This window comes from Janibacter sp. GXQ6167 (genome assembly GCF_041365945.1).
In the GTDB taxonomy this organism is placed as follows: domain Bacteria; phylum Actinomycetota; class Actinomycetes; order Actinomycetales; family Dermatophilaceae; genus JBGFSK01.
Genome location: NZ_JBGFSK010000002.1, coordinates 292,381 through 307,573, shown reverse-complemented (window position 1 = coordinate 307,573; position 15,193 = coordinate 292,381). Strand labels below are relative to the sequence as shown.

The 15,193-nt window shown below is 68.5% G+C and carries 15 protein-coding genes; 5 read left to right on the top strand and 10 right to left on the bottom strand.

From position 1 onward, the window contains the following. Nucleotides 1–19 precede the first annotated feature (19 nt). Nucleotides 20–409: a type II toxin-antitoxin system death-on-curing family toxin gene (locus AB8K43_RS04290; RefSeq protein ID WP_370891834.1), complete on the bottom strand. Its 390-nt coding sequence runs from the start codon at nucleotides 407–409 to the stop codon at nucleotides 20–22. Next, entirely contained in the window at nucleotides 409–615 is a 207-nt protein-coding gene (locus tag AB8K43_RS04285; protein ID WP_370891832.1) for a CopG family transcriptional regulator, read from the bottom strand. The genes AB8K43_RS04290 and AB8K43_RS04285 overlap by 1 nt, the downstream gene beginning before the upstream one ends. 130 nt (nucleotides 616–745) lie before the next feature. Here AB8K43_RS04285 and AB8K43_RS04280 point away from each other — a divergent pair, with 130 nt between their 5' ends. Next, the gene (locus tag AB8K43_RS04280; protein ID WP_370891830.1) at nucleotides 746–1,801 is read left to right on the top strand and encodes a tocopherol cyclase family protein; all 1,056 of its coding nucleotides are present in this window, start codon (nucleotides 746–748) and stop codon (nucleotides 1,799–1,801) included. Here the strand turns inward: AB8K43_RS04280 and AB8K43_RS04275 are convergent. The 3 genes from AB8K43_RS04275 to purD are packed head-to-tail and all read right to left on the bottom strand — an operon-like array spanning nucleotide 1,798 to nucleotide 4,590. Continuing rightward, nucleotides 1,798–2,766 (bottom strand): phosphoribosylaminoimidazolesuccinocarboxamide synthase, encoded by a 969-nt coding sequence (locus AB8K43_RS04275; RefSeq protein WP_370891828.1) that lies wholly within the window; start codon nucleotides 2,764–2,766, stop codon nucleotides 1,798–1,800. The two genes, AB8K43_RS04280 and AB8K43_RS04275, sit on opposite strands and share 4 nt — an antisense overlap. Before the next feature lie 43 nt (nucleotides 2,767–2,809). Next, a complete protein-coding gene (locus AB8K43_RS04270; RefSeq protein WP_370891826.1) occupies nucleotides 2,810–3,280 on the bottom strand; it encodes a hypothetical protein in 471 nt (156 codons plus the stop codon). Between the two features lie 41 nt (nucleotides 3,281–3,321). Then, nucleotides 3,322–4,590, bottom strand: coding sequence for a phosphoribosylamine--glycine ligase (gene purD / locus AB8K43_RS04265; RefSeq protein WP_370891824.1), 1,269 nt, complete (start codon nucleotides 4,588–4,590; stop codon nucleotides 3,322–3,324). A 237-nt stretch (nucleotides 4,591–4,827) separates the two neighbouring features. Between purD and AB8K43_RS04260 the strand changes: the two genes are divergently transcribed. Continuing rightward, on the top strand, nucleotides 4,828–5,835 hold the full coding sequence (locus AB8K43_RS04260) for a LuxR C-terminal-related transcriptional regulator (RefSeq protein WP_370891822.1): 1,008 nt from the start codon (nucleotides 4,828–4,830) through the stop codon (nucleotides 5,833–5,835). A 91-nt stretch (nucleotides 5,836–5,926) separates the two neighbouring features. Further along, nucleotides 5,927–8,122 (top strand): UvrD-helicase domain-containing protein, encoded by a 2,196-nt coding sequence (locus tag AB8K43_RS04255; RefSeq protein ID WP_370891821.1) that lies wholly within the window; start codon nucleotides 5,927–5,929, stop codon nucleotides 8,120–8,122. 68 nt (nucleotides 8,123–8,190) lie between these two features. Here the strand turns inward: AB8K43_RS04255 and AB8K43_RS04250 are convergent, their stop codons facing one another. Next, a complete protein-coding gene (locus tag AB8K43_RS04250; RefSeq protein WP_370891818.1) occupies nucleotides 8,191–8,373 on the bottom strand; it encodes a DUF5302 domain-containing protein in 183 nt (60 codons plus the stop codon). 208 nt (nucleotides 8,374–8,581) lie between these two features. On the opposite strand from AB8K43_RS04250, the gene AB8K43_RS04245 reads away from it, so the two are divergent. Next, a complete protein-coding gene (locus AB8K43_RS04245; RefSeq protein WP_370891816.1) occupies nucleotides 8,582–9,871 on the top strand; it encodes an adenylosuccinate synthase in 1,290 nt (429 codons plus the stop codon). Nucleotides 9,872–9,892: 21 nt separating this feature from the next. Here the strand turns inward: AB8K43_RS04245 and AB8K43_RS04240 are convergent, their stop codons facing one another. The 3 genes from AB8K43_RS04240 to fbaA form a co-directional block, all read right to left on the bottom strand. After that, nucleotides 9,893–10,669, bottom strand: coding sequence for a hypothetical protein (locus tag AB8K43_RS04240; RefSeq protein ID WP_370891815.1), 777 nt, complete (start codon nucleotides 10,667–10,669; stop codon nucleotides 9,893–9,895). A 380-nt stretch (nucleotides 10,670–11,049) separates the two neighbouring features. Beyond that, a complete protein-coding gene (locus AB8K43_RS04235) occupies nucleotides 11,050–11,454 on the bottom strand; it encodes a DUF3151 domain-containing protein (protein WP_370891813.1) in 405 nt (134 codons plus the stop codon). Beyond that, the gene (fbaA, locus tag AB8K43_RS04230) at nucleotides 11,455–12,483 is read right to left on the bottom strand and encodes a class II fructose-bisphosphate aldolase (RefSeq protein ID WP_370891811.1); all 1,029 of its coding nucleotides are present in this window, start codon (nucleotides 12,481–12,483) and stop codon (nucleotides 11,455–11,457) included. It abuts the gene before it with no gap. A 174-nt stretch (nucleotides 12,484–12,657) separates the two neighbouring features. Here fbaA and AB8K43_RS04225 point away from each other — a divergent pair, with 174 nt between their 5' ends. After that, complete coding sequence (locus AB8K43_RS04225) at nucleotides 12,658–14,109, top strand: sodium/glutamate symporter (RefSeq protein ID WP_370891810.1); 1,452 nt, start codon at nucleotides 12,658–12,660, stop codon at nucleotides 14,107–14,109. A 15-nt stretch (nucleotides 14,110–14,124) separates the two neighbouring features. Here the strand turns inward: AB8K43_RS04225 and AB8K43_RS04220 are convergent. Beyond that, on the bottom strand, nucleotides 14,125–15,193 hold a 1,069-nt coding region (locus AB8K43_RS04220; protein WP_370891808.1), incomplete at its 5' end, for a pyridoxal phosphate-dependent aminotransferase.

The following is a 15,193-nucleotide window of genomic DNA, read 5'->3' as shown; positions in this document are numbered from 1 at the left end:
GGAGGGTCCGCCGCCCAGTCTAGGCGCCGCTAGGCGCGCCCCCGTCCGCCCGGGGCTCAGCCTGAAGCCGCCGCGCGATCTCAGCGATCGCGAGGTCACCAGCGGCAACCTCCATGACCAGATCAAACGCCCCGTCATGACTAAGCGACGGGTCGAGTCCATTGAGGTCCAAGGTCACCACGCATGCGAGCCATCCGAGTCGCTTATTGCCATCGACCAAGGGGTGGTTCTTCACGATGGAGTGAAGCAAGGACGCCGCTTTGAGCTCGATCGTGGGGTAGGCATCCTCTCCGAACACCGTCGTCGAGGGACGCAGCGCCGCCGACTGGAGTAGGCCCGGGTCTTTCACGGGCCCGGCGCCGAGCATCTGGGTCAGTCGGATCAGCGAATCCAGGTCGAGGAGGCGCACTAGACCGATCCGAGTCGGTCAAGGACCGCGCCCCACCGCTCAATCATCGCGGCGCCGCTGACCTCAACGCGCTCAAGGAGGCCGTCACGCTGCGCCTTTTCGAGAATCGCTCGTCGCGCCGCGTCTTGGCGCGAAATTCCCTCCGCTGAGGTGATCGCGTCCAGGGCGGCTTCGAGTTCGTCGTCGGTACGCAGCGTGAAGGCCATGGCCAATGGTATCACTTCGATACCATTCGCCAAGCTCTTTTGCAACACCGTCGGCAAGGGCAGTGACCCCATCCGTAAGATCGACACCGGCTAAACCTCGCCTTCAGCGTCCCGCCGCTAGGGTCGATCAATGCCGAACCCCTTGCGTGATCTGCTCACCGCCTACCGACGAGGGGGCGCCGACCTCCCCTTCGGAGACCCGCTCGGGACGCACGGCGGCGCCATGGAGGGGTACTTCTGGCGGATCAGTGACCCCGTGAGCGGCCGTGCGCTGGTCGCGCTCATCGGGATCAACCAGGGACCGAAGGGGGCCTGGGCCACCCTCGGAGTCGCCGACCATCCTGGGGGGCACCTCAGCATCCGGGCCCACGAGGGGGCCTTCGCCGATCCACACCGGCTATCGGTCGCGGCCGGTGATGCCTTCGTCGCTGACGATGCCCGGCTCACGGTCGATCTTGGGCCCGACTGTCGGATCGATGTCCGCGTGAGCGAGCCGATTCGGTGGCCGATGCGCCCCTACGGCGGGTCGAGCTACTTTCACAGCGTGCCCGCACTCAATCAGTACTGGCACCCCTGGTTGCTTGGCGGCCGCGCCGACGGCACCGCGACCCTCGATGGCCGGACCTGGCAGATCGTGGGCGCGCAGGTGTACGGCGAGAAGAACTGGGGACGCGAGGGCTTCCCGGATGCCTGGTGGTGGGGGCAGGCGCAGGGCTTTGACGAGCCCGCCGCATGCGTCGCCTTCGCCGGTGGCGAGGTCCACTCCGGCCCGCTACGCACCGAGGTGACCGGGCTCGTCGTGCGGCTGCCCGATGGGACGATCCTGCGCCAGGGCAACCCCGTCACCTCGCCCGTACGGGCCCGGGTGGGCGACGAGACCTGGTCGCTACGTGGGCACGCGCGGCGGCTCGGGGAGGACTGGACGATCGACGTCGAAGCGCAGGCACCCCTCAGCGCTGCCCACGTGCTCCCCGTCCCCCTTCCGGCGGAGCAGCGCAACACCGCTGGCGCCATCGAACACCTCGGCGGCACCCTCGCGGTCGTCGTGCGGCGCGGATCGCGCGTGGTGTGGTCCGGCCGATCGAACCTCGCCGGGCTGGAGCATGGCGGGCTCGATCGCGCGGAGGCGGAGCTGCGACGTCGCGGCGCCCCAATGGGTGCCGTGAGCGCTCCCCCGTCGGTCTAGAAGGGGGTGAAGGTGCGGCCGGTCAGGCGCTCATACGCCTCGACGTACTTCGCTCGGGTCTGCTCGACGACATCGTCGGGCAGCGCCGGCGGTGCTTCGCCGGAGGACTTGGACCATCCGGAAGCAGAAGAGGTCAGCCAGTCGCGGACGTACTGCTTGTCATAGCTCGGCTGCGCCCTTCCCGGCTCCCACGACTCGGCCGGCCAGAAGCGCGACGAGTCCGGCGTGAGCACCTCGTCGGCGAGGACGATCTCGGCGTCCGCGCCGCGCGAGCGCACGGCCGCAGCGACATCCTCTTCGCCATCGATCGCGAGCCCGCGCAGCCCGAACTCGACCTTGGTGTCGGCCAAGATGATGCCCCGCTCGGTCGCAATCTCGTTGCCGCGGGCCAGGATCGCGACGGTCAGGTCTCGCACGCGCGCGGCGAGCGTCTCACCGATCTCGGCGACCACCCCTTCATAGGGCAGCGGCTGGTCATGCTCACCGATGGGGGCCTTCGTGGATGGAGTGAAGATCGGCGCGGGAAGGCGCGATCCGTCCGCCAACCCCTCGGGGAGCGCGACCCCAGAGACGGTCCGGTCGGCCTGATACTCGGCGAGCCCCCCGCCGGTGAGATAAGCGCGCGCCACGCACTCCACCGGGAGCATCGCGAGGCGCTCGACGAGGACGGCGCGGCCAGCGACGGCCGGCGGCACATCGGTGGAGATGACGTGGTGAGGCACCAGATCGGCGAGTTGCTCGAACCACCAGAGCGACATCTGGGTGAGCACCGCACCCTTGTCCGGGATGGGGGTCGCCAGCACGTAGTCGTAGGCGCTGATCCGATCGCTCGCGACGAGCAGCAGTTGGTCGCTCCGGGGCGCGCCGTCGTCACCGAGCGGTGCGTAGAGGTCGCGGACCTTGCCGGAGTAGATGTGCGCGTAGCCGGGCAGGTCGAAGGGGGCGGCGTCGGGCGAGGCGGTCATGGCAGCCATCTTCGCGCACCCGCGCCCGGCATCAAGCCGCCGGCTATCGCTGGCCGCCGTCCGCCAATGGCTCCAGCGTCATCCGCAGTTCGGTCCCGCCGTCGAGCGTGGGGGTGATCGCCCGGATCTCTCCCCCTTCGCGGATCTCCCACCGCCGGGTCTGGTCGCCCACCGACCATTCAGAGCCGCTGGTGCTCTGGGCGGCGAGCGGAGTATCCGACTCGATCACGACCGAGTCCTCTCGGACCTCGGCGATGGTGAGGGTGAGCGGCCCAGAGACCGTGGAGACGGTGAGGCTCGCCTGCGGCCGGACCGTGAGTCTGGCCGTCTGCGGCCCCGGCTGCGGGGCGTCCTGAGGGAGCCAACCACTCCAATCCTTGGTGGTGACGATCAGTTCGTAGCGCGGCTCGGGCGCCGGGCGCTCCGTGCCCGATGCGCCGCCCCCGCAGGCGGTGAGCATCCCGGCCAGGCCGATGATCAGGGCCAGGAAGAAGGGGAACCGTCTCGTTGTCATGCCCATTGGACGCGAGCGGGGCGAGACCGGTTCCCGAAGGACTACGCCGAGAGTTCCCCGCGGGCGGCACGCAACGCGATATCGGTGCGGTGGTGAGAACCCTCGAGGTCGATCTGCTCGACCGCACCGTAAGCGGCCGTCCGGGCCTGTTCCAGGTCATCGCCGAGAGCGACGACGGAGAGCACCCGGCCACCGGCGGACACCAGCACGCCGTCATCATCGCGAGCGGTCCCGGCGTGGAGGACATAGGCGCCGTCGAGGTCGTCGAGACCGCTGATCGGGTCGCCGGTCACCGGAGTCCCCGGATAGTTCTTGGCGGCAATGACCACCGTGACCGCGCTGCGATCGCTCCAGCGCAGCGGCTCAAGCGCCGCGAGGGTGCCGCGGCCCGCCGCGAGGAGGAGGCGGCCAAGGGGGGTTTCGAGGCGGGCGAGGACAGCCTGGGTCTCCGGGTCACCGAAGCGCACGTTGAACTCGATCACCCGCGGGCCGCGCGCAGTGAGCGCAAGACCGACATAGAGCACGCCGGTGAAGGGGGTGCCGCGGCGGGCCATCTCGTCGACCACGGGCTGCGCGACGGTCCGCACGATCTCCTCGGCCAACCCGTCGGGTGCCCACTCCAGCGGCGAATACGCGCCCATCCCACCGGTATTGGGCCCTTCGTCGCCGTCAAACACCCGCTTGAAGTCCTGGGCCAGGTGGAGCGGAACGACGGTGGTCCCATCGCAGATACAAAAGAGAGAGGCCTCCGGGCCGTCGAGGTACTCCTCGACGACGACCTGCGCGTCGTCCCCCTTCGCCAGGCATCCGAGACCGTGCTCGATCGCCGCATCGCGTTCGAGCGTCACGACCACGCCCTTGCCCGCCGCGAGCCCGTCGTCCTTGATCACATGGGGGGCGGCGAACTCGTCGATGGCGGCGATGAGTTCGGATTCGGTGGTGCAGACCCGCGCCGCTCCGGTGGGGACCCCAGCGGCCGCCATGACCTCCTTGGCGTAGGCCTTGCTCCCTTCCAGCCGCGCAGCCTCCGCCGACGGCCCAAAGCAGGTGATCCCCGCCTCCTGCAACGCATCGGCGACCCCGGCGACGAGTGGCGCCTCCGGCCCCACCACGACGAGGTCAACCGCATGCTCGGCCGCGAGCGCCACCACCGCGTCCGGATCGGTGGCGTCGACCGGGACGCAGAGCGCGATCGCGTCCATGCCCGGGTTCCCGGGAGCGGCGATCACCGCGTCGACGTCGGGGTCGGCCGCGAGGGAGCGCACCAGAGCGTGCTCGCGGGCACCGGTTCCTATGACAAGAGCCTTCACGATGCGTCAGCCTATCGAGCAGCGGCAGGGGAGACGGCGAAGGGCGCAGACCCGGCAAGCAGGGGGGATCTGCCGGATCTGCGCCCCAGCGCGGGCTGGTTACGGGGGGGATACCAGCGCCACACTCTTCGACCCGCGGACGGGTCGGTAGTGAGGATTCAAACAAACTGCCCGCCCGGACGCAAGGCCAACCCTGTCGCACTTCCGTCATTGTCGGATATCCGCCACAATAATGCGATGCCGCTGCAACAACTGCCCGAGCTTCTGGGCGATGCCATGACCGAGGGTGACGTCACGAGCGTCTACCTCGCCGCCGTCACCCACCCGTCGTCGACCCCTGGGGAGATCATCGCGACCGGTGTTTCCCCGGATGTGGTGACCCGCGCCTTGCCGGTCCTGCGCTCCCGCGGCCTTATTGAGATCACCGAGAACGGCACGATCGAGGTCCCCCCACCCGAGGCCGCCCTGAACGCCTACGCCGCGGAGATCGAGCGGCAGGCCCGACGCACTCGCGCGTCCGCGAGCTCGATGGCGATGCTCCATCGGCGCGCTCGAGAGGGTGCGGAGGTCGACGCCGCGGGCCTACGCGCCGAGGCCCTGTCGTCGGTCGCCGAGATCAAGTCCGCGACGTCGGCGATCGTCGCGGACGCGGAGCATTCGATCATCGCGGCCCGCGCGGACTCCCCTCGGACCCGAGCCATGCTCGACCCCACCTCTTCCGAGCACGACCAGAGCCTCGTCGACAGCACCGGCAAGCCGCTCCTGCGCCAGAGCGTCTACGACGTGGCCCTGCTCGACAGCGAGGGCGTCCTGCCCGTCCTTCGCCGCCGGGTCGCCGCTGGCGAGAAGGCCCGCACCCTCTGGGCTCTGCCCTTCTCCGTCATCGTCGTCGACGAACGCGCCGCGGTCATCGAGGTCACCAATATCGATCCCAGCGGCAGCGGATCGGTCGCCCTCACCGGAGGCCCGATGATCGCGGCCCTTGCCCTGCTCGTGCGCCGCTACTTCGGCGCCGGCGTCCCCTTGCCGGAAGGTCGGGGGGTCGGCGACGACCATGGCCTGAGCGAACGGGACCGCTTGATCCTCGCCTTGCTGGCCGGCGGCGCCTCCGATGCGACGGTCGCCCGTCAGCTCGACCTCAGCACCCGGACGGTCGAGCGGCGCGTCCGGCACCTGATGGCCGTCTTCGGGGCCAGTTCGCGACTGCAGGTCGGGGTCGAGGCGGCCCGCCGACACCTCGTGTGAGACGCCCGACAACCTCGAGGACAGCAGGTCGATCCCCCCGTTAGACTTGGGAGTTCGCCGTATACCTACCCGCACCCCCTTCAGAGGTACCGTGACCGACGCTCCCGTCGATGTCGTAGACGCCGAGATCGCCACCGAACAGGCCCACCTGGATCGCGTCTACGCCGAACTCGCTAAGGCCGGTCGGCGCGCCGACCTCGTTGCCGTCGATGGCATGTCCCGCGGTCGGACCGATCGCACCGGCGACGTCCGCGATGAAGAAATGTCGGGCCTCTTCGAGCGAGACGCGTTGGTCTACAACGCCGCCCGCCGCCTCGCGAGCCTTAACTATCAGCACGAGGGGCTCGTCTTCGGGCGGCTGGACCTCGACCACGGCGCGACGATGGACCCCGCCGATCGTGAGGTCCGCTATGTCGGGCGCCTTGGCGTCCGAGACGATGAGTATGAGCCGCTCGTCATCGACTGGCGCGCGCCGGCGGCATCCCCCTTCTACCGGGCGACACCGGTCGACAACCATGGCGTGATCCGGCGCCGTGTGCTGCGCTCCAAGGATGATCGGGTCGTTGGCGTCGAGGACGACCTGATGGTGCCGGAGGCTCCCGACGACCTCGTGATCGTTGGCGACGGCGCGCTCCTCGCCGCCCTGACGCGCACGCGCGGATCGCAGATGCGCGACATCGTCGCGACGATCCAGGCCCACCAGGACGAGGCGATCCGCGCGAGCGACCGCGGAGTCACCGAGATCACCGGAGGGCCCGGGACCGGCAAGACCGTGGTCGCCCTCCACCGCGCCGCCTATCTCCTCTTCGCCAACCGGCGGCGCTACGAGACCGGCGGCATCCTCGTCATCGGACCTTCCGCCGCGTACACCTCCTATATCGAGCGGGTCCTGCCCTCGCTCGGCGAGGATTCGGTCGTGCTGCGGGCCCTCGGCGATGTGGTCGATGCGATCGATGCGACCCGCCTCGATCCTCCCGAGGTGGCGGCGATCAAGGGATCGCTCCGGATGCGCACGGTCCTCCAGCGCCTCGCCGCCGAACCCGTGCCCGACGCCCCGACCGAGTTGCGCGTCTTCGTCGGTGGGATCGCGATCCGGCTCAGCGGCGATGTCCTGACGCGGATCCGCACCCAGGTCCTGCGCGATCGCACCCGCAACCAGGGAGCAGCCGCGGCTCGGACGCTCCTCGCCGAGGCGGCCTGGGCCACACACCGCGACGGCGACCGCGCCGACTTCCTCGAGGCGTTCGATGAGTCGCTCGCGGTCGATGACTTCATGGCGGCGTGGTGGCCGCAGCTCGACCCCCGCGAGGTCCTGCTCTGGCTAACCGACACCGAACTCACCTACCGCGTCTCCCGCGGGGTGCTCAGTCAAGGTGATGCCGCCGCGCTCGCGCACTCGATGCGCGAGACGCTCGACCTCGGGTCCTGGACGGTCGCCGACGCTGCCCTCGTCGACGAACTCTCCGTGCGACTCGGCATCGTCGAAGAAGCCGTCGCCGAGGAGCGCGGCTTCTACGAAATCGACTCCCTCGATGGAGTCGAGGAACTGCGCACCATGGGCAGCGCCATCGCCCCGGTCCGCATCTCCCAGCACGTGACCCCGACCGAGGCGCGAGAGCGGTTGCTCCACGGCCGGATCGATCGGTCCGCGGACTACGCGCACATCCTGGTCGACGAGGCTCAAGACCTCTCCCCGATGCAGTGGCGCATGGTCGGACGAAGGGGGCGCCGCGCTTCCTGGACCGTCGTTGGCGACGCCGCCCAGGCGTCGTGGGCCGATGCCGCCGAAGCGGTCCGTGCGCGCGACGAGGCGTACGGGAACCAGGAGCGGCGCTCCTTCCACATGCGGACCAACTACCGCAATGCGCGCGAGATCTTCGACTACGCCCGGCGCGTGATCGTGCCGGTCGTACCCGACGCGGATATCCCCGAGGCGGTGCGAGAGGTCGGGGTCGACCCGGTCGAGATGTCCTTCGGCGATGCCCTCACCCCGTCGGCACCTTCGGTACGAGTGGTCACTCGCGAGGCGCTCGCCGCCCTGCGGGACGAGGTCGACGGTTCGATCGCGGTGATCACCCCCGCCCGCTATCGCGAGGAGCTCAGTGACCTCGCCGATGACCGCGTGGTGGTCCTCGACCCGATGTCAACCAAGGGCCTGGAGTGGGACGCGACGGTTGTCGTCGACCCGGATGCGATCATTCGCGAATCCCCCGGCGGCGCGCGCATCCTCTATGTCGCCCTGACCCGCGCAGCGCACCGGATGCGGGTCCTGCGTCCCCTTCCCTAAGCCGCGTTCGGCAGTGGGGACGGCGAAGGGAGCGAAGTCGCCTCCACTCCCTTCGCCTGGACGCGTCGTTAGCCGCCCGACTTGCGACGGAACATCTGCTGGGTGGCCGTGGTCTGCGGGCCGTGAGCTTCCTCGACCTTGCCATGGCCACCGTCGGCGGAGACATCCGCGCCACCGTGGGCTGCCTTGCGCTCCAACGCTTCCCGGAACTTTGCCTTGACATCTTCCGGTGCGCTCTCGTGTTTCGACACGGGTGCACCACCTCCTTGCACTCGCCACGCGATACCGCGCGAACCGCGGCCGCTGGTCCGAACACGCTCGCAGCCTGACCGCAAGGGCGCAACCGGTTATTGCCCGCCGGTAGACTGACCCAGTCGCCTGGGCCGCCTGATGGGCAGGCCCCGGCGACATGTCTCGACCGCGACGGCCGTCAGGGATTCGGCCACAAGGAGACCTAACATGCCGGCGATCGTGCTGGTCGGCGCCCAGTGGGGCGATGAAGGCAAGGGCAAGGCGACCGACCTCCTCGGGAGCGACGTCGATTACGTCGTGAAGTTCAACGGCGGCAACAACGCCGGCCACACCGTGGTGATCGAGGGCGAGAAGTACGCCCTGCACCTCCTGCCATCGGGCATCCTCACCCCGAGCGTGGTCCCGGTGATCGGCAACGGTGTCGTGGTCGACCTCGAGGTCCTCTTCGAAGAGCTCGACGGTCTCGCCGCGCGGGGCGTCGACATCTCGCGCCTGGTGGTAAGCGCCAACGCCCATGTCATCGCGCCCTACAACCGCACGCTCGATAAGGTGACCGAGCGCTTCCTCGGGGCGCGCAAGATCGGCACGACCGGGCGCGGGATCGGCCCGACCTATGCCGACAAGATGAACCGCATCGGCGTGCGCGTGCAGGACCTCTTCGACGAAGGGATCTTGCGCCAGAAGGTCGAGGCCGCCCTCAGCTTTAAGAACCAGATCCTCGCGAAGATCTACAACACCCGCGCGGTCGAGGCCGACGAAGTGGTCGACGAGCTCCTCTCGTACGCCGAGCGGTTGCGGCCGATGGTCGCCGACACCTCGCTGGTCCTCGAAGAGGCGCTCGCGGCTGGCAAGAACGTCCTGCTCGAAGCCGGCCAGGCGACCCTGCTCGACGTCGACCACGGCACGTACCCCTTCGTCACCTCCTCGTCGGCGACCGCCGGTGGCGCCTGCACCGGATCGGGGATCCCCCCGACCCGGGTCAGCCGCGTCATCGCGATCCTCAAGGCGTACACGACGAGGGTGGGCGAGGGCCCCTTCCCCACCGAACTGTTCGACGAGGACGGCGAGACGCTGCGCAACAACGGCGCCGAGTTCGGGACGACCACGGGCCGTCCCCGCCGGTGCGGATGGATGGACACCGTGATCGGGCGCTACGCGACCCGGATCAACGGGGTCACCGACTTCGTGGTGACCAAGCTCGATGTCTTGACCGGCTTCGAGCGGCTGCCGATCTGCGTGGCATACGACGTCGACGGGGTGCGCCACGAGCAGATGCCGGTCAACCAGAGCGACTTCCACCACGCCAAGCCCATCTACGAATACCTCGATGGGTGGAGCGAGGACATCTCCGGCGCCCGGACCTTTGAGGATCTGCCCGCCAATGCCCAGGCCTACATCCTGCGCGTGGAGGAGTTAATCGGCGCGCGGGTTTCGGCGATCGGCGTCGGCCCGGGCCGCCACGAGATCATCGAGCGGCACCCCCTTCTCGATCGCTGAGATCGGCTCGTCCGTCGCTGCCTAAACGCGATCGTCTTGGGCAAGAGCGACCCCGAGTTGGAAGCGGGTCGTCACTCCGTAGTCGCTCATGAGCCCGGCGATGCGGCGACGCACGGTGCGCAACGCGATGCCCATATGGCGGGCGATGAGTTCGTCCTTATGGCCGAGCGCGAGCAATCGGATCAGGGTCTTTTCGCGCTGGTCTTCATCGACATAGACGACCGGTGAGTACTCCCACACCCCCTCAAACCACGCGGCGAAGCAGGCGATGAGGGCGGGATTACGGATCATCAAATAGCGGGATTCGGCCTGCCCGAAACGCGAAAGGGTGATCACCGCGTCGTCGCCAAAGACCGCAAATTCTGTCCCGATCCGCGAGCTCATCCGATGCTCGCCGAGGCCCTTCATCCCATCGACGGCGCGGCGGCCCTCGGGGGTCGCGAGGAGGTCCTCGTGGTAGATCGTGCGCTGCCGCTGGCCGGCGAGGGCCTTCTCGCGGTTGCGGCGATAGACCTCTTCGTCGGTCGCCGACCCGACCTCGGTCGTCAAGGTGACCTGATCGACGCGGTCGACCATATCGGCGAGCCGCGAGACCATCGAGGCGGCAAAGTCGGCCTCGAGCCACTCCACTCCGACGTCTTCATCGCCGAAGTCCACGTGGTGCATGCGCGCGCGGAGCACCATCAGAGCGTCGCCGGCGTCGGCGAGTTGCTCGCGCCGAGTGCTGAGCCGAGCGATTTCCTGCGCGACCAGTGATTCCAGGAGATAGAGCGGGTCGCCGGACGAGGATCGGGCCATATTTGACAGGTTAGTGCCAGTGACCTCTAAGTGACATGACGAATCCGTCTCGATGCGGCAGGATGAACGCATTGGGGACGCCGCCTTACGTGGATCAGGGGACTTCTTGAGGCGGCGTCCCCCTCTTTTATGCTCGGGAGCAGGGGCCCGCGCATAGCGAAGGGGGCCATTGGCGCCACGTTCGGTTTTCGGACCGAACGTGGCGCCAATGGCCCCCTTCGTCTGTCTCCACACGATCCGGCCTTTGTCCCCGGAAATTCCGGGAATCCCCTGGAACTCCACGAGAAATCGGGAGTTTCCCGCGACGGACCCCACAGGTCCCCGCACACGACGAAACCCACGGGAGCAACACCCGTGGGTTTCGTCGTGTGCGATCTCGTTTAGAGCAGTTCGGCCGCGGCCTCCGCGGAGGAGTCGGCGAGGAATTGGCGACAGCGCGCCTCTTCGTCCGCCTCATCGATCGCCCCGGCGGCCCGGGCCAGCGCCGCGAGCGCGCGAAGGAACCCGCGGTTGGGCTCGTGCGACCACGGCACCGGTCCCTGACCGCGCCACCCCGCCTTGCGAAGGGCGTCAAGGCCGCGGTGGTACCCCGTACGCGCGTAGGCATACGCCTCGACGTCCCGGCCGGCCTCGAGGGCCTGCTCGGCGAGCACCGCCCAGGCGAGGCTCGAGGTCGGGTGATCGGCGGCCACCTGGGTCGGCGCCTCACCGGCCGCGATCGCTTCAGCGGCCGGATCGACGTCGAGGTAGGTCGGGGGGATCCCGAGGAGGTTGTGCTCGGCCATTTAGGCGTGGGTCCCGGCGCTGCGGAGGTTTTCGCAGGCCTCGACGACGCGAGCGGCCATCGCGGCCTCGGCTTCCTTGCCCCAGGCGCGCGGGTCGTACTGCTTCTTGTTGCCGACCTCGCCATCGACCTTCAAGACGCCGTCGTAGTGCGTCATCATCCAACCGGCGACCGGGCGGGTGAAGGCGTACTGGGTGTCGGTGTCGACATTCATCTTGATCACGCCGAAGTCGACCGCGTCAGAGATCTCCTGCTCGGTCGAGCCGGAGCCACCGTGGAAGACGAGGTCGAGCGGCTTGGAACCATGCTCGCTGCCGTACTTCTCGACGATCGCGTCCTGGCACTGCTTCAGGATCTCCGGGCGCAGCTTGACGTTGCCCGGCTTGTAGACACCGTGCACGTTGCCGAAGGTGAGGGCCGCCATGTAGCGCCCGTTCTCGCCGAGACCGAGGGCCTCGACGGTCTTCAGCGCGTCCTCGGGGGTCGTGTACAGCTGGTCGTTGATCTCGTTGGCGACGCCATCCTCTTCGCCACCGACGACACCGATCTCGACCTCGAGGATGATGTCGGCGGCCTTGGCGAGCGCGAGGAGCTCCTGCGCGATCTGGAGGTTTTCATCGAGCGGCACGGCCGAGCCGTCCCACATGTGCGACTGGAAGATCGGCAGCCCGGTCTTGGCGCGACGCTCGGCGCTCGCCTGCAGAAGGGGGCGCACGAAGCCGTCGAGCTTGTCCTTCGGGCAGTGGTCGGTGTGCAGCGCGATGTTGACGTCGTACTTGGCGGCGACGATCTCGGCGTACGCGGCGAGAGCGAGGGAACCCGAGACCATGTCCTTGATCGTGGGGCCGGAAAGGTACTCGGCTCCGCCCGTCGAGACCTGGACGATGCCGTCCGAGCCCGCCTCGGCGAAGCCGCGGATCGCGGCGTTGAGGGTCTGCGAGGAGGTGACATTGATCGCGGGATACGCAAACGAACCGGCCTTCGCGCGGTCGAGCATGTCGCGGTAGACCTCGGGGGTGGCGATGGGCATGGGGGCTCTCCTTCGAGCGGTCGACTGTATCTGCCGTCCCCCTGATCCTTTCACGTCCCGGTGAAGGGGGTGAAGGCCTGGCCCCACCCGTTGGACCCACCCTTGGGGGTAGCGCCCGCCGCTACCGAACCGGGAGACTGCCGAGGACAGAACGCCGCTGACCGAAGGGATCTCATGTCCGCCGATCAGATCGGATTCGCCCTCCTCATCCTCGGATTGTTCCTGCTGGTCGGGAAGGTCATCCGGGTCAAGGTCGGCTTCGTCCAACGCCTCTTCCTCCCGAGTTCGATCATCGCTGGCGTCCTCGCGTTGCTGCTCGGGCCGCAGGTGCTCGGCGCGCTCGCGGAGCAGGCGGGCTACGACGGCTTTAGCGAGGCGGGGATCTTCACCCCGGAGATGCTGGACGTGTGGGCAGCCCTCCCCGGCCTGCTCATCAGCATCGTCTTTGCGACCCTCTTCCTCGGCAAAGACATCCCGACCCCGAAGCGCGCCGCGACGCTCGTCGGGCCGCAGCTCTCGCTGGGCTTCGCGCTCGGCTCCGGCATGTACGTCGTTGGCCTGCTCGTCGCGGTGCTGATCCTCGTCCCCTTCTTCTCCTCGTCGCCGATGATGGGCGCTCTGCTCGAGATCGGTTTCGAAGGGGGTCACGGCACGGCCGCGGGGATGCGCGGGGTGATGGAGGAGCTCGGCTTCGAAGACGGCGCCGACCTTGCTCTCGGCTTGGCCACCGTGGGCCTGCTCGCCGGCATCATCATCGGGATCGCCCTGATCAATTGGGGCGTGCGTAGCGGCAAGACCGAGTTGCTGAAGGGGGATGTCAAGGCCTCGGTCGACGAGCAGAAGGGCCTCTTCGCCAAGGATGAGAACTACCCCGCCGGCGAGATGACCACCCGCCCCGCCTCGATCGAGCCGCTCTCGCTCCACGTCGCGATCGTCGCGGTCGCGATCCTCATCGGGTGGGTGATCCTCGAGGCGCTGCGCTGGGTCGAAGCCCAGACCTACGGCGGTGAGGACGCGGCCTTCGAGCTCTTCACCTTCGTCCCCCTCTTCCCGCTCGCGCTCCTCGGCGGCGTGATCTTGCAACTCATCGCCAAGAAGATGGGCGCGGCGCACCTCGTGGATCACCAGATCATGCTGCGGATCCAGGGTCTCGCGCTGGACTTCCTCATCCTCTCGGCGCTCGCGACGCTTTCCCTCTCGGCGATTGGGTCGAACTTCGCCCCCTTCGTCATCCTCGCGATCGTCGGGATCGCCTTCAACGTCGCGATCTTCGTGATCTTCGCGCCGCGCATCATCCCGCGGTACTGGTTCGAACGTGGGATCGGTGATTTCGGGCAGTCCATGGGCGTGACGGCGACCGGGCTCATCCTGATGCGGATCACCGACCCCGAGTCCGAGAGCCCCGCCTTCGAGGCCTTCGGCTACAAACAGTTGGTCTTCGAGCCGATCTTCGGCGGCGGGCTCGTCACTGCCGCCGCGATCCCGCTGATCTACGCGACCGGACCGTATCCCCTTCTGATCGCGATGACGATCATGTTTGCGCTCTCGATCGGTCTCGGCCTGTGGTTCTTCGGCCGCAACAAGAAGGAGGCTGCCGAAGCCGAAGAGGCCGTCGAGGCGACCTAGCCCGCTCGGGCTGGACTAGCGGGCCTGGAAGGCGACGATCCGCTCGATCGCGGTCTCGTTGGCCCTTTGCCCCGCCGCGAAGGACAGTCGGACCGTCCGGTCGCCGTCGACCGGGTCGAAGTCGGTGCCGGGGGTCAGCGCCACCCCTTCGCGCTCGAGCAACTCGGCCGCATAGTGAACCGAACTGCCGAAGGGGGCGAGGTGCTCGCCGAGCTCGGCGTAGTAGTAGAACGCGCCGTCCGCGGGGGCGCTCACGCCCCAGCCGAGACTCGGCGCGGACTCCAGCAGCAGGGCCCGCGTCGCCGCGAACTCGGCGACCGCAGCCTCACAGAAGGCATAGGACTCGTCGGTGAAGGCGGCGACCGCTGCGTACTGCGCCGGGGCTGGCGGGCAGAGCGCGATATTGCCCGCGAGCGCGTCGACCGGACGCGCCAGGTCCTCGGGCAGCAGCATCCACCCGAGGCGCCATCCGGTCATGCCCCAGTACTTGCTGAACGAACTGATCACGAGCGCCTGACGGTCGAGTTCCCAGGCGCACACGCCTCGCGGATCTGCCTGTCCCGCAACGGGATAGGTCACCCCGTGATAGATCTCGTCGCTGACCAGGCGAACCCCCTTCGCCGCGCACCAGGTGGTGATCGCGCGGAGGTCCTCCCGGCTCACCATGGTGCCCGTGGGGTTCGCTGGCGACGCGACGATGACGCCAGCGAGCGGAGCCTCGTCGTGCGCCGCTTGCAGGAGTGCTGGCGTCGGCTGATATCTCACCTCGGGACCACAGGGGAGGTCGACGACCTCGCAGCCGAGGCTGATCAGGATGTTGCGGTACGCCGGATAACCGGGCCGAGCGAGCGCGACCCGATCCCCGGGTTCGAAGGCGGCGAGGAACCCGAGGACGAAGGCACCCGATGAACCCGTCGTGATCGCCACCCGCGCTGGGTCGAGATCGAGGTCATACCAGCGCCGGTAATGCCCGGCGATCGCTTCGCGTAAGGGGGCGATCCCGAGCGCTGGGGTGTACGTGAGCGCGGTCCCCGCCTGATGGAGCGCCGCCGCGGCACGGGACACGGCCGGCGGCGCGCCGCCG

What these genes read in the sequence shown, in the direction of transcription:
- AB8K43_RS04240 (WP_370891815.1), bottom strand. Translation starts at nt 10,669, where the DNA reads ATGGCCCGATCCTCGTCCGGCGACCCGCTCTATCTCCTGGAATCACTG.
- AB8K43_RS04225 (WP_370891810.1), top strand. Translation starts at nt 12,658, where the DNA reads ATGTCCGCCGATCAGATCGGATTCGCCCTCCTCATCCTCGGATTGTTC.
- AB8K43_RS04275 (WP_370891828.1), bottom strand. Translation starts at nt 2,766, where the DNA reads ATGACCGCCTCGCCCGACGCCGCCCCCTTCGACCTGCCCGGCTACGCG.
- AB8K43_RS04280 (WP_370891830.1), top strand. Translation starts at nt 746, where the DNA reads ATGCCGAACCCCTTGCGTGATCTGCTCACCGCCTACCGACGAGGGGGC.
- AB8K43_RS04270 (WP_370891826.1), bottom strand. Translation starts at nt 3,280, where the DNA reads ATGACAACGAGACGGTTCCCCTTCTTCCTGGCCCTGATCATCGGCCTG.
- AB8K43_RS04245 (WP_370891816.1), top strand. Translation starts at nt 8,582, where the DNA reads ATGCCGGCGATCGTGCTGGTCGGCGCCCAGTGGGGCGATGAAGGCAAG.
- AB8K43_RS04285 (WP_370891832.1), bottom strand. Translation starts at nt 615, where the DNA reads ATGGCCTTCACGCTGCGTACCGACGACGAACTCGAAGCCGCCCTGGAC.
- fbaA (WP_370891811.1), bottom strand. Translation starts at nt 12,483, where the DNA reads ATGCCCATCGCCACCCCCGAGGTCTACCGCGACATGCTCGACCGCGCG.
- AB8K43_RS04235 (WP_370891813.1), bottom strand. Translation starts at nt 11,454, where the DNA reads ATGGCCGAGCACAACCTCCTCGGGATCCCCCCGACCTACCTCGACGTC.
- AB8K43_RS04260 (WP_370891822.1), top strand. Translation starts at nt 4,828, where the DNA reads ATGCCGCTGCAACAACTGCCCGAGCTTCTGGGCGATGCCATGACCGAG.